The sequence below is a fragment of the Nostoc sp. 'Peltigera membranacea cyanobiont' 213 genome (assembly GCF_002245975.1).
Classification (GTDB): domain Bacteria; phylum Cyanobacteriota; class Cyanobacteriia; order Cyanobacteriales; family Nostocaceae; genus Nostoc.
Genome location: NZ_NOLI01000097.1, coordinates 1 through 13,940, shown reverse-complemented (window position 1 = coordinate 13,940; position 13,940 = coordinate 1). Strand labels below are relative to the sequence as shown.

11 protein-coding genes are annotated in these 13,940 nt (G+C 40.2%); 6 read left to right on the top strand and 5 right to left on the bottom strand.

Going from position 1 to position 13,940, the window contains the following annotated elements:
• Positions 1-169: 169 nt before the first annotated feature.
• The 3 genes from CDG77_RS23075 to CDG77_RS23065 are packed head-to-tail and all read left to right on the top strand — an operon-like array spanning position 170 to position 1,820.
• Complete coding sequence (locus CDG77_RS23075; RefSeq protein WP_094331700.1) at positions 170-745, top strand: hypothetical protein; 576 nt, start codon at positions 170-172, stop codon at positions 743-745.
• Positions 746-789: 44 nt separating this feature from the next.
• Positions 790-1,122 carry a hypothetical protein gene (locus tag CDG77_RS23070; RefSeq protein ID WP_094331699.1) on the top strand — a complete coding sequence of 111 codons (333 nt, stop codon included), beginning with the start codon at positions 790-792 and terminating at the stop codon, positions 1,120-1,122.
• Positions 1,122-1,820 (top strand): DUF6745 domain-containing protein, encoded by a 699-nt coding sequence (locus tag CDG77_RS23065; protein ID WP_094331698.1) that lies wholly within the window; start codon positions 1,122-1,124, stop codon positions 1,818-1,820. Before CDG77_RS23070 ends, CDG77_RS23065 begins: the two co-directional genes overlap by 1 nt.
• 232 nt (positions 1,821-2,052) lie before the next feature.
• Here the strand turns inward: CDG77_RS23065 and CDG77_RS23060 are convergent, their stop codons facing one another.
• Both CDG77_RS23060 and CDG77_RS23055 read right to left on the bottom strand, forming a co-directional pair.
• Positions 2,053-6,531, bottom strand: coding sequence for a translation initiation factor IF-2 N-terminal domain-containing protein (locus tag CDG77_RS23060; protein WP_094331697.1), 4,479 nt, complete (start codon positions 6,529-6,531; stop codon positions 2,053-2,055).
• 158 nt (positions 6,532-6,689) lie between these two features.
• Positions 6,690-7,607 carry a histone deacetylase family protein gene (locus CDG77_RS23055; RefSeq protein ID WP_094331696.1) on the bottom strand — a complete coding sequence of 306 codons (918 nt, stop codon included), beginning with the start codon at positions 7,605-7,607 and terminating at the stop codon, positions 6,690-6,692.
• Between the two features lie 107 nt (positions 7,608-7,714).
• Here CDG77_RS23055 and CDG77_RS23050 point away from each other — a divergent pair, with 107 nt between their 5' ends.
• Positions 7,715-8,716: a mechanosensitive ion channel family protein gene (locus tag CDG77_RS23050; protein WP_094331695.1), complete on the top strand. Its 1,002-nt coding sequence runs from the start codon at positions 7,715-7,717 to the stop codon at positions 8,714-8,716.
• A 100-nt stretch (positions 8,717-8,816) separates the two neighbouring features.
• Here CDG77_RS23050 and CDG77_RS23045 read toward each other — a convergent pair whose 3' ends face one another.
• Together CDG77_RS23045 and CDG77_RS23040 are read right to left on the bottom strand one after the other, a co-directional pair.
• Positions 8,817-9,596 (bottom strand): MBL fold metallo-hydrolase, encoded by a 780-nt coding sequence (locus CDG77_RS23045; protein ID WP_094331694.1) that lies wholly within the window; start codon positions 9,594-9,596, stop codon positions 8,817-8,819.
• Positions 9,597-9,709: 113 nt separating this feature from the next.
• Complete coding sequence (locus tag CDG77_RS23040; protein ID WP_190234042.1) at positions 9,710-11,377, bottom strand: S-layer homology domain-containing protein; 1,668 nt, start codon at positions 11,375-11,377, stop codon at positions 9,710-9,712.
• Positions 11,378-11,537: 160 nt separating this feature from the next.
• On the opposite strand from CDG77_RS23040, the gene CDG77_RS23035 reads away from it, so the two are divergent.
• Positions 11,538-12,431: an alpha/beta fold hydrolase gene (locus CDG77_RS23035; RefSeq protein ID WP_094331693.1), complete on the top strand. Its 894-nt coding sequence runs from the start codon at positions 11,538-11,540 to the stop codon at positions 12,429-12,431.
• A gap of 137 nt (positions 12,432-12,568) precedes the next feature.
• Positions 12,569-13,627 (top strand): serine/threonine protein kinase, encoded by a 1,059-nt coding sequence (locus CDG77_RS23030; RefSeq protein ID WP_094331692.1) that lies wholly within the window; start codon positions 12,569-12,571, stop codon positions 13,625-13,627.
• Between the two features lie 91 nt (positions 13,628-13,718).
• Here the strand turns inward: CDG77_RS23030 and CDG77_RS36760 are convergent.
• The coding region (locus CDG77_RS36760) for a hypothetical protein (protein ID WP_442946436.1) at positions 13,719-13,940 on the bottom strand (222 nt) is incomplete at its 5' end.

The window sequence follows — 13,940 nt, the reverse complement described above, 5'->3', positions numbered from 1 at the left end:
CTAAAGTTCATACAAACCTTCGATTCGTCTTTCCAGAAAAGAGAGGATTCAAAGTTAGGTTGCTTTAACAATCTTCACTATCATTAGGGGCATATAGCTTGCATTCCGATCAAAAATTTGTATTCCACACCACTAAAAAACGCTATAACATCATTAGAACTTAAGAAAGATGCTTTATTTTCCGGCTGAGTATTTTCTCCAGGTGTACTCTTTACCCCTGATTTCTGAAGTGAGATTTCAAAACGACTATTTTTCTGAGTATCCTGAACAAATTCGTGTTGGTAGCGATTTCACTGCTGTATCCTACACTCGTAAGTCTGGGTACTATGCAATACATTATAATCAGCCCAAGACGGTGGCACCAGGAGCAATTTTACAACTTAACGATGGTGTGACGGGCTACGCCTACGCAGTTTTTTCAGGCGAACCAAATCCATCAGAACCCAATACACTGACTCCAATTTACACAGTCCAACCCAATGGTTCTTTAGCTGTACCAACTGGACTGGTTTTTATCCGCTTTGCTGAAGGCGTTGATGCGGAGTCGCAACGCGAGCTAATTAATCGAGCGGGTTACGAAATAACACAAAGCCTTAACTATGCACCTCACACCGCTTGGTTGCGTGCCCGATCGGGTAATATTGCTGATGCGATCGCTGGGATTCCTCAGTTAGAAGCGATACCTAAAGTTGAGAATATCGAACCTCAGATGCTTATGGAAAGAGGTTTGAGACAGGGGCGTTAGTAATTCGTAATTCGTAATTCGTAATTCGTAATTATATAAAAAAGATGTTTAAGAACAGCAAGAACTCTGAAGATAGTATTCTTTACAGACATGGTGACGTTTTGATCGGGCATATTGCTAGCTTACCTGTTGGTGCTAAGAAGGGTGTAGGTGCTACTCTTGCTCATGGTGAAGTTACAGGACATAGCCATCGCATTCAGCAATCTGATGCTGTTCAGTTGTGGGTACATGGTAGTGAGCTTTTTCTTGAGGTTAAAGAAGCAAGTGCTACTTTAGTTCATGAAGAACATCGGGCGATTGAATTACCCCAAGGGCTTTACCGCGTCTGGAAACAACGCGAATATCGACCTGATGCTTATGTAGAGGTGATAGACTAATGCTCAAAATTATGTCGAATGGACGCGTGCCGAATAAACAAGTTTTGCAGCGCCCAAAGCAAAGTCACGAGCCTGTATCAGCTGAATATGCTCGAAAACTTATCCTTGAGCATCACGCCTGGGATGGAATGCGTGTTTTAGGTCATCTGGATTTAAGCGGTGCGTTCGATCTTTACAATCTCCCTGAAAATCTCACCTGTGAAAGTCTTGATATCAGCGACTGTGTAAACCTCACAACTCTTCCCAAAGGACTCCACGTTACCTCTTGGATTGAGTTGGCTGGAAGTGGGATTAACAGTGTATCTGCTGGGCATGGTTTTGTCTGGCGCTGGCGAGGCGTGCAGGTGACAGATAAGATTGCCTTTGAATCCCAGTCTCTAACAGGACAAGATATCCTCAATGTGGAAAATGTTGAGTTGCGGCGCGTGCTGATTGAACGCCTGGGATACGAGACATTTTTGCAGCAAGTGGGAGGATTGATCCGCGATCGCGATCGTGATGCTGGTGGAGAACGTCAACTAGTCTACATTCCTTTTGAAGATGACGAGCCGTTTATGGTTTTGAAAGTCACCTGTCCATCCACAGGACATATTCATATCTTGCGCGTCCCCCCTCACATGCAGACTTGCCATCAAGCAGCCGCTTGGATTGCAGGTTTTAATAATCCAGATGATTATAACCCTGCGATCGAGGCTTAATAGATAAACTTGTAGGACTTACGCAAAATTCTCTCAAAAACCTGATTTGTCGTAGCGTTAATTCATGAATTAACGCTACTTCAGAACTTTTTTGAGTAAGTCCTGACTTGGTTTACTCATACCAATTCTGTATGAAGATCCGCTAAACCATAGGTACAAGAAAGAAAACTACTTTTCCCCTATTCCTTTCATTGAAAAATCACAATTTTGGTTAGAAAACCTGTAAATAAGTTTAGCAAAATAGGCCAGAAATATCAACAAAACCTTTATGAAGATTCACAATATTTGAAACTTCAGAATACATACTTCCGACTTTACCTGATTGATGGGTAAATAAATTATGACAACCCACAATTATCAGGAGTTCTTGAGCGCGAGAAAATGCAACATTTACCCGTTCTGGTTTCTTAGCAAATCCCACATCTCCTTTACTATTGTTGCGAACCATACTCACAATTACAACAGGTCGTTCCATTCCTTGAAATCGGTCTACAGTACCAGTACGAATTTCTAGCGAAGGGAAAAGTTCAGATTGCAGACGTTCATCAATTTTTCTTAATTGAGCGCCATAAAATGTAATTACAGCGATTTCTTTTTTTGGTTCACCATTGGCAACTTTCTCAGCCCAAGTGTTCTCAAACTGCTGACACAGACGTTCAATCGCATCAACTTCTAGAGGATTAAAGTAAGAAGTTCCATTTCGTTGCTCTAAAAACTGATTTTCAATAGGCGTTTTTACCCAAATAAGATGCTGAGATTCTTGGATAATTTCGCTTGCTAAATGATGTGCGCGTTTTGTGTCCGGCTCCAAAATTCCAGATTCTAGTTTACCATCATAAAATTGATTGATTGCTCCCATAATAAATGGATGCATTCGATATTGTGTAGTCAGCATTTGTTTAATGCTTTCATCAGCCGATTCAAACTGACTTTTAAATAGCGATTCTTCTAAAAATTGTAATTCGTCTCGTGTATTGCCCATTGTCTGAGCAACTTCTTCTACAGTGCTAGTATCAAGCATGGGTGGTAATTGTCGATGATCGCCTACCATGACTAACTTTTTGCCTTTCAAAGCTGGGATTAATAACTCTGGTGGAGTACACTTACTAACCTCATCAATAATGACAACATCAAAGGATTTAAATTCTTCCGAAAAACCTCTACTTGCAGCTTGAACGCATGTTATACCGACGACGTTAGCATTATCTAAATATATGCGCCTTAAATCGTCGCGATCGCGCTCATTTGGCTGTCTTAATTTTCCAATCCAATCTTGCACAAAATTCTGATATTTTTTGAGATAAATTTCGTCTTTTTCGAGTTCCTTCTGCCAAAATTCAAACTGAATATTGATACCGCGCAATAACTCTATATTAAACAAGTCAGTAGCAAAATTCTCTGGTTTAAACTTATCCGGTATTTTTTGCCATTCTGTCAACCACCAATTTCTTTCTTCTATTAAACTATCTGATGGTTGTGGTTGTAATTTTTCTTCTATTTCACGCAGGCTAAGTTGTAATTTTTGAAGCTGCTGTAGAGAAGTTTTAGTTTCTTCTTCTAGCTTTGATAAATGCTCATAAAGAGAATTTTTAATCATCTCTAGCACAGCAAAAGGTTCTAATGATGAAACTAAGGTTTCAAGCTGACTGATGGAAGTTACCCAATAATTAACTTGATTTGAAAATTCTTGCGGATTTTCCCAAATATTTGATTGGGTTGCGAGATATTTTTCGGTTAAAATCCGTAATTGAGCAGGTATATTTTGTTGATTAAGTTCTTGCAAGATATTAATAACTCTTCCAAGTTGCAAATTAGCGTCTTGTTGTGATTTTTCTACCTCAGCTTGAGTAATGGATATTTGCTGTTGGCTGATTTCATTTTTCTGAAGTTCATTTAATTGTCTTTGTAAATACTGTAGCTGTTGTTCAGTTTCGGTTTTTACTTTTAAAACGCATTGGCGGGCATTTACAAGGATAGTATCTAGTAATTCTTGGGTAATTCGGGTGAGAGTAGAATCGATGTTATTCCATTCCCATGATGCGCCATAAGTCCGTTGCAATCTAATTAAGAAAACCTGGGTATTCTCAACCAGTAATTTTCGCTGTTTGGGGTTGAGTAGCTGATAGTTGCTAAACTGTTGATAGGTTTCTTGCCATTGATTGCGATCGCTCTTTGATAGCACCATTGGAATCTGACTAAAATTTTCTTGTAAAAAATAGCTAAAATTATGTTGTTTACCCCGTCTGTCAGTAAAACCTCCGTCTATTTCATAAGCGATCGCTTTTATCAATAACTCCCATTCTGGTAGGTTAATTTTGTAAGTTTTTGGTACTATTGGTAATTTTAATGTATTAGCAAACATCAACAAACCTAGCGGTAAGTCCACTAAATTCTCTGTGAGTGGTAAACCTGATTGCTGACAATCTTTCAAAGTTTGATACAGATGAGAAGGTGCTGTAGATTTCCATTCTTTTACTGCTGAGATAATATAATCAATTTCCCGTTGGCGATTTTCCCAAATTTGGATTGTTTGCTGTAGGTTTTGCAGTTTGGCAAGATATTTCTGATAATCTGGTTGTACCTGATTTAATAATGCAAAATTTTGTTTGACAACCTCCACTGATGCTGCAACTTCTAAGATGGCTTTACTAGCCTCTTCAGCATGAGTCAAAGCAGTTTTAAATCCTGACTTTTCTGTTGCTACAGTTTCACGCAACCAAACTGCTAAACCAAAAGCACCAAGCGCTGGACGCACAAAGCCAAGTTCATTAGTATATTTTATCGTTTGACGAACATTTGCTAAAAATTCTTCTACTAAACTATTACCTTCTGTGTATGGCTTCAGAAGTGGCAAAAAATCTGTAACTTCTGGAACTTCCCAGTTAATATTTGGTGCAGTATTAAGTATATTTTCCAGACCTGCAATTAGAGATTCAACGTTATTCTTTTTTTCTACAATTTCGTTGTAAAATTGTTCTTGATTTTTAAAGTTTGTTTCTATCTTTAACTTATTTTTATTGAATTTAGTTTGTTGTTGATTGAATTCTTCTTCTGCTTGAAAGTAGTATGTGAATCTTTGTGATGATGCCAGTAATTGGCTGAAAATTTTGATGTTTTCGAGCCGTTGTGTAATGTTGTTTTCGCAGTCAGAAGCTGTATTTTCTAGCCATCTGCCAATCACTTGGTCTTCTAAAAATGGCTGTCCTTCTTCACCAACTTTTTCGGCTCTACCCTTGCGTACAGCCCGAATTACTGGGTTATGAACTAATCTACTCAGGGCGTTATCTACTGCTAAATTCGCTTGAGAAGCGATTAAGGTACGTCCACCTCGAAGGGCTATTTGATAGCAAATCTCGGCAATTACGGTAGTTTTACCGGTACCTGGCGGCCCTTGAATGAGAACAAGATCCTTAGCGGCAAGTACCTTTTCTACTGCTGCTTTTTGACCTGGATTAGCAGAAGATAATAGTAAATCTTGTGGTTGAAGTTCAACAGTGGTTTTGATTTGTCTAGCCTGAGAAGCATCGAATAAAAAGTTACCCAGATAGGGATTTTGGGTGTAACCATTATTCAAATCATCTAACGCTTTTTTCTTACGCTGAATTTGCTGAATATCACCAACTGCCTCGAAACACAAAAATCCTTTATCTGGTAATTTATAACGCTCTGTTGCCATAAATTCAGCTAAGTCGCGTTCTAGTCTGAGGCTGATAATACCACGGTTGATATCAACTTCTTCAACAGTGCCTAATTGACGACCGCTAATCCAATTTTTGCCGACAGGAGCAGTTTCAAAAAGTTTTAAATCTTCGTTTTTTGTGCGTCTTGCTCGTTCCCAAAAATTATCTACTTCGAGGGAATTTTGATAAAAGCCATCAAGGGTGGCTGAAGATACATCAATCTCAAAACTAATTCGTCTTTTGAAGTTATAGTTATGACTTACATAACGCACGCAAAATTGACGCGCTTTAGCAATTTTTTCTTCAATTTGCAAAAACGCTTTCCAAGCTTTCAGCTGATCTTCTGTAGGCACATTTTCGCCACAAACTGGTGCGGCGGCGATACGTTTTAATGTCGCCTGCGGAATATCGAGATGATGCTGATGATTAGCCAGTAAACGCAAGCGACAAGGTATAGCATAGCTGTCGGCGTGTCCCCGTGATGGTTGTAATAACTGAGCCGAAAGTATTTTTAAGCCGTCGCGGCCATCTTTTTGTACAGCTGCTCTAAATCCTAATGTTTTTCTGAGCTTGTCAAGTCTTGCGGGTAATGGAGAATCATCGGAGTCTGTTGCTATTGTCAAATCCCAAATTTCTTCTCTTGCTTCTTTTCCCGCGCCTTTGCGACGCACATAAAATAGACAAGGTTTTTTACCTACACATTCATACATTAACTCATTGGCGCGATCGCGGCGCTCTCTAAAATCAGAATATGATTTGAGGGCAGCCTCACCTTCAAGATGGCGGATGAAACTATCAATTGCTGAAGCTATAAACGTATAGCCCCAATCTTCAGAGGTTGTTTTAGTTTTCGAGGATTTTGCTGTTAGTTTACTTATCGCTACACGAATACGTTCTGCATCGGATTCTGGAATTACACTGGTATGGCTTTTTACTGCAATTTTAAGTTTTTCACAAATTACTAATAGCTTCTTGCTATCTAAATCTAATTCTTTTGCTAGTTCGTAGACTCTGAGTTTGCCGTTGTTCATCCAGTTAACAATTGAGGGTTTAGATTTAAACGCAGAGGGGCGTAAAGGTAAGCGCAGAGGAGTGCAAAGTATTATTTTAGTACGATTTGCTATGAGTTAAATTTGGTAAGACTCTGCGTTTAAATACGTTACGAGTTTAAGTAGTATTTATTAAATTACTATAATTTGTACTGCTGATAAACTTCACTAGCGGCGCGATGCAGCAGGGAATGCCGCCAAACTAAAGATTTCATGTCATCAGCATAACCGCCGCCAATGACGCAAGCAACGGGATAACCGCTACTCATACAGGTACTTAAAACCTGCATTTCACGGCGAAAAATCCCAGCATCGGTTAAGGCTAATTTACCCAAGCGATCGCCTATATGAGGATCAACACCTGCATCATAAAATACTAAATCTGGCTTGACTTTAGACAATAAATCTGCTAGGTAATTCGCCAAGGTTTGTAAATAAGCGTCGTCTTCCATTCCCACCGGCAAAGGAACATCCAAATCGCTGTTTTGTTTTGTACCGGGGAAATTGACTTCGCAGTGCATGGAGAAAGTAAAAACGCTGTCGTCGTCTTGGAAGATAAAAGCTGTGCCATCTCCTTGATGGACATCCAAATCGACAATTAGGATTTTTTGGACAAGTCCGAATTTTTGTAAAACGCGACAAGCGATCGCTAAATCGTTGAAAATACAAAAACCAGAACCATAATTGGGAAAGGCATGATGAGTTCCACCAGCCGTATTACAAGCTAAACCTTGACTTAGTGCCAGTTTCGCAGTGAGTATCGTACCACCTACCGCTACACAAGTCCGATTTGCTAATGCTGGACTCCAAGGTAAACCAATGCGGCGCTGTGCTTTGGGGTCTAGGGTTCCTTCACAGTAAGCTTGAACGTAGCTTGGGGTGTGGACTAACTCTATCAATTCTAGTGGCGGACGTTCGGGGGTGTGAAATTGTTCTTGATTCGCTACACCATCAGTTAACAGCAATTCATAGAGTTGTCGGAACTTAGACATCGGAAAGCGATGTCCTTCAGGTAAGGGAGCAATATAATCTGGGTGGTAAATAATTGGCAAGTCCATAAGGAAAGAAAATCTCAAGCAGCTAATCCGACAACAAGGTAAAATTTAGCCATAATCACAGCAAAATGCTGCTCTCGTAAATCTAAAAATCAAAATTTTAAATCGATATGATGGAATGGATTACGCCGATAGCATTTATTCTCGCTGGCTTACTGGCTGGAATAATTGGTGAAAAAGTTATCTTCAAAAAACTGGAAACATTCGTTAATCATAAACGAATTGCCGGGGGTGATATTATATTTCATTCCCTGCATCGTATGACCTTTATCTGGTTTGTCCTTAGCGGTTTTTTTTGGGCAATTCTGAGTTCTCCCCTCAAACCAGATATTACCAACGTCCTGCACCAGATTATAACGATCGCACTGCTGTATTCAGTAACCTTAGTCTTCGCCAGATTGACTGCTGGTTTTGTTGATTTATTTATTCGCAGAGCCGAAGGGGTTCCCACATCACTAATTTCTAACCTTGCTAAGACTACTGTTTTCGTTTTGGGAACATTAATTATACTGCAAACATTAGGTGTTCAAATTACACCAATAGTCACAACTTTAGGTATTGGTGGTTTAGCAGTTGGTTTGGCACTTCAAGACACACTCGCAAATTTGTTTTCTGGTTTTTACTTAATTATTTCTAAGCAAGTTAGAACTGGAGATTATGTAAAATTAGATGCTGGACATGAGGGATATGTTATAGATATTTCTTGGCGCAACACGACAATTAAAGAAATGTCAAATAATGTAGTCATTGTTCCTAATTCTAAGTTATCTTCGGCGATTTTCACCAACTATCATTTACCTGCAAAGGAAATTACTTTAACAATGGATGTGGGTGTAAGTTATGATAGCGATTTGGAACAAGTTGAAAAGGTGACTGTAGAAGTGGCCAAAGAAGTCATGCGAGAAATTGCACCGGAATTAAAAGACAGCGAACCATATATCAGATTTCATACTTTTAATGATTTTAGTATAGATTTTACGCTTTATATGCGCGTCAGCGAATACTTCGATCAACGAATTGGTAAACATCTATTTGTGAAAAAATTACACAAACGCTATCAGCAAGCAGGAATTCAAATTCCTTTTCCGATTAGAGAAGTATATACAAGATAATTTATAAAGCCTTGGCGACTAGAAGTTGCGGCTATACAGACGAAACCCGCCTGCGCGGGTTGAAAAACTTGATTTATAATCTGCTAGGGCTAGGTGCAACTTAGATTGCTAATGCTCGTTTTTCTAATGGTAGTTCAAAGCGATCGCCTGGTTTCGGCTCAAGTACGCGCGTCGCCAGATTGTTTTTCTCAAGTAACGAACGAAATTCTTCAGCACTTCCTTTAGTTTGAATAAGTTTCATCAGCACTCCCTCAAAAGTCACATCCCCACCAGCCGCCGTAGGTAATATTACTTGAGGCTTTAATGATTTTACTACTTCTAAAGAACTATTTTTGCCTTTAATAATCGACCCAAGCAAAGGTAGTGTCATGTCAATAAACGGTGTAATCACTACATCAATAGGTGCAGCTTGCTGGAGTTGTGGAGAATGATAACCGTGAGGCTCGTAGTATACAGTTAGACCACTCTCCAATTCTTTGAGAAGATAACTATTTTCTATCAAAGTGGGGCCAATGGGCGAACCAGGAAAAGCTTTGATTTCAACTTGATTATTTAAATTGAAAGTTTCACCATGAGCCAATACTGTAACTTGGGTGTAACCTAACTGCTGTACTACCTTGGCTGCATTGGGAGAAGCTACAACCTTGATGCTGTGGTCGAGTAGCTTTAGCGTTGGTGGGTGAGCGTGGTCTTCTAAACCCTGAGACAGCAGAATCAAATCAATATTATCTGGTATGGGGCGATTTTGCGATCGCGAACCTTTAAATAACCAATCCAAATTGCTGAAAATTAACGAACCAACCAGCCAAGGGTCAATTAGTATCCGTTTCCCGCCGATTTCCAATAACCAAGAGTTGCTGTCGAACCAAGTTAAAAACATAAATTTCGTAAATTTTGTGAAGATAACGCCTACCTTCATTATCAATCGTGTCAGCTTTCTTGGGGTTGAGCAAGCAAGAGACGCGATTAATCGCGTCTCTTAAAAAAATGGTATTACCTATTACCAGGAGTCCGTCCACCTTCATCATTACTACCACCGTGAGGATGGGAATTGCTTGGGTAACAGCCCTCAGCACCATTACCAATTCCTTGGTTACAATGGCGACGCAGTTTCATGCGCTGCGCCGAAGTTTCAGTCTGCCCGTCAACTGCAACTTGCTGTTGTCCAACCACGTACTCCGAGGAGATATTTGCTACTTTTCCAGTGCTAGACAAGGCTTGGTATAGCAAAGCAGAGACTTCAGACCTGGTTGCTATCTGTTCAGCATTTAGCAAGTTCACATTGGGATAGTTGACGACTATACCGCGTTGTGTCAAGGCAGCAATTAAACTGCGATATTCACGAGGAATAGTATTTGCATCGCTGTAAACAGATAAGATTGTATCCGTATAACCACTAGCTTGATAATTTAATCTTTGCGCTAATGCTACCAAAATATCAAGGCGAGAAAGCTTTTGGCTGGGGTTAAAATCCTTGTCAACAACAGGGTTTAAAAAGCCCATTTGATAAACTTCGCTGATGGCATTGTAAGCCCAATTTTGAGTTGAGACATCCTTAAAAGCGATCGCTTGGCGAGTTTTTCCCTTAGCAAAAGCTTTCCGTAGCATTGCTGCAAATTGGGCACGAGTTACCGGTGCATCTGGGCGGAAGGTCCCATCAGGAAAACCTTCGAGGATTTCCATTGCTGTCAATTTGGTAATAAAACTTTTAGCCCAGTGGTTTACCGAAACATCAGAAAAACCAGCTTGCAGACTGCGAGACATACTGATTTTGCGATAGTTCATTAGCATTTGGCTAATGTCGTAGCTAGAGTTATCGCTGACTTCAGTCACCTGCACCAAACTACCTGGATTCGCTTGCAAAACCTCTGCTAAATCGGAACTAAAGACGTTAAGAAACGACTGGCGCACTAAAGCAAACTCACCTTGAGTAAAAGAGAGAGGATAAACACTGCTTGCTGAAATTGGTGATAAACTCTCTACCTGGAACTGATTACCTTGGAAGGTTTGAGAACTGCTCAAGAAAATAACCCGTTGGTTCCTGACTTGAGTGAAGTAGTCGTAAGTGGTCTTACCTGCATCAATACTCCCATCTTGGTCAGCATCGACACCATAAACAGTGCGAACGACTTGGTATTCATTAGGTTTAGCTGACAAAATCAGGTTAACTGTGGTATTTGCCGACAAACATTCAAATTCGGTGTAGCCAATAAAGCGGTTTTGAGTATCATATAATCGCACGACGATGCGATCGCTAGCTTTTAATCCCTTAACAAATTTTGCTTTTTGCTTAATCTTGTACTTGTAATCGCCCAAAAACCGCTCTTGTAAATAATTCTTATCGCTTTTACTCTTGACAGAAATACGGGCAATTACTTCGGAAAAATTATTTGCTGGTTGCCAAATTGCCAGGCTAAAACCTGTCTTTCTCCCTTTTGCCGAAACTTTACTACTACTTACCTGAGTGTGACTCCTTCTTTCTACTTTTTTATCAGCTAAAAGTTGTTGGCCTGTGGAGGAATTATCAGATATTTGGGCAACGGTGGTAGGGAACCCTAAAGCGGCAGATGCAGAAGCTATTGGCGAAAATATGGCCACAGAGGTTACAGCCAGAACAAATTTGCTTATTTGAGCAAAGTAACTTTGATTAATGTATTTCATCTCACACTACCATTCGTCTAAAAAGTCAAGGGATACTAAATACCTTTTGACTTATTAATCCCTTGGTAATTGTGGAACTAACATCTAATCAGTCCTGGGTGAGGAGTTATAAGGCAACAGAACATTACTATATTAAAGAAAGACTTTATTAATCTTCATAATGACTGTAACTACACAGCAGCTTGCAACCCAAGACGCTTTTGAAAAATTCTTTTGGACTTGGCAGGGTTACAAAATCCAGTACACTGTCATGGGTACTGGACGACCTCTAGTACTGGTTCACGGCTTCGGTGCTTCCATTGGACACTGGCGCAAAAATATTTCAGTTTTAGCTGATGCTGGCTACCAGGTATTTGCTATAGACCTTTTAGGTTTTGGTGGTTCCGATAAAGCGCTTATTGATTACAGTGTGGAAGTTTGGGTAGAACTGCTGAAAGATTTCTGCACCGCACATATACACGAACCTGCTGTATTTATTGGCAACTCCATTGGCGCACTTTTGAGCTTAATTGTGCTGGTAGAACATCCTAAAATTGCTGCTGGTGGGATTTTGATTAACTCTGCGGGTGGGTTGAGTCATCGTCCTCACGAATTGAACCCGCCGCTACGGATGGTAATGGCAGCTTTTAATCGGTTTGTGCGATCGCCAATTACAGGTAAATTTGTCTATAACCGCATCCGTCAAAAAGCCCAAATTCGCCGTACCCTCTACCAAGTTTACCGCGATCGCCAAGCCGTCACCGATGAATTAGTTGATTTACTTTATACTCCCTCTTGCGACCCAGGAGCGCAACAAGTCTTCGCTTCCATTCTCACAGCGCCTCCTGGCCCTAGCCCAGAGGAACTTTTGCCCAAAGTCGAACGTCCCTTATTAGTAATTTGGGGTGCTGACGATCCCTGGACACCAATTACCGGGGCCAAGATTTACGAAAAGGCGCGTGAGAATGGCAAAGATATCAAAATTGTTCCCATTCCCAATGCCGGTCATTGTCCCCATGATGAGGTTCCAGATATTGTTAATGCCCAGATTGTCGATTGGCTAGCGCAAAGGTGATAATTTCGTGCCAAGATGCAAAATTTTCTGCCAATGCACCTTGGCCCAGGCGTGGTAAAAATGGGGCTAGCAATCTGGGTAAGTCGCTCTTAATTTTTTAATTGCACCTTGACATAATCGAACTCATTTGGTGTGTAATGGAGCTTGATATGCACAATGGATATAAAGGGGTAATTCCCTTAAATCACCATCCAGATTTTTCTGAACAAGGCTATCAAGTTATCAGCGAACTAGGATGCAATAGAGAAGGGGGACGGATTACATATCTAGCTAATGTCCTCGACTCTAATGAACAGGTGGTGATTAAAGAGTTTTGTTTTGCTCGTGCAAGTGCTGATTTATCAGGCGTGAAAGCTTATGAGCGCGAAATTGAAATTTTGAAACAACTGAATCATTCCCGCATCCCTCGCTATGTAGATTCCTTTGAAATGCCAGGAGCTTTTTATTTAGTACAGGAATACAAAAATGCTCCATCTTTGGGATTAAAACGCAGCTTTCATCCTGAAGAAATTAAGCAAATTGCTCTGTCAATCTTAGAAATTTTGGTTTATCTGCAAAAGCAAGTTTCCCCAATTATTCATCGGGATATTAAGCCAGAGAATATTTTGGTCGATGAAGAACTAAATGCTTACCTGGTTGATTTTGGATTGGCTAGGATACAGGGTGCGAAAGTAGCTCTGAGCAGCTTTGTCGCCGGAACCTCAGGTTTTATGCCTCCAGAAGAACAATTTGGTCATTCCCTAACTGAGGCATCAGATTTATATAGTTTAGGAGCAACACTAATTTGCTTACTTACTAATACCCGTTCTGTTGAGATTGGCAAATTAATTGATGATAACTATCGCTTTAATTTCCAGCAATTAGTTCCTCAAATCAGTCCGCGTTTCCGGTGGTGGTTGATGAAAATGGTGGAACGTAACCAAAAACGTCGCTATGCTAATGCGGCTATTGCTTTAAAAGCACTTGGGACAATTGAGGTTGTTGGTAGTGCGACTGGGATAGATAATTTAATCAGGACAATCAAACCTAGAAAACGAGCTACTTTGTTGGGACTAGCTACTGTTGTTACACTGGCTGCGGTTGCGGGAACTTTGATAAGTTATCAGCCTGGTAATACGGTTAGGCAATTGTCGGAAGCTAGAGAATGTCAAAGTTTTGATTTCAGCTCAGATTGCCAAGAAAAAATCGAAAATTAAGATTAATTAGGTTGCATCTGGCTAAGGATTACAGCGGTTTTCAATTGAATAGACTACACGCGTAGGGGCACAATATATTGTGCCCCTACAATTATGTGTATTCCACGCTTGTGAAAATTGCTGGAATTTGCATGAGTATCAAATACTCGTTAACGGAGTTCAGAGGTGGATTCATCCAGTTCAAATACTCGTTAACGGAGATAAAAGGTGGATTCATCCAGTTCAGATACTCGTTGACGGAGATAAAAGGTGGATTCATCCAGTTCAAATACTCGTTAACGGAGATAAAAGGTGGATTCATCCAGTTCAAATA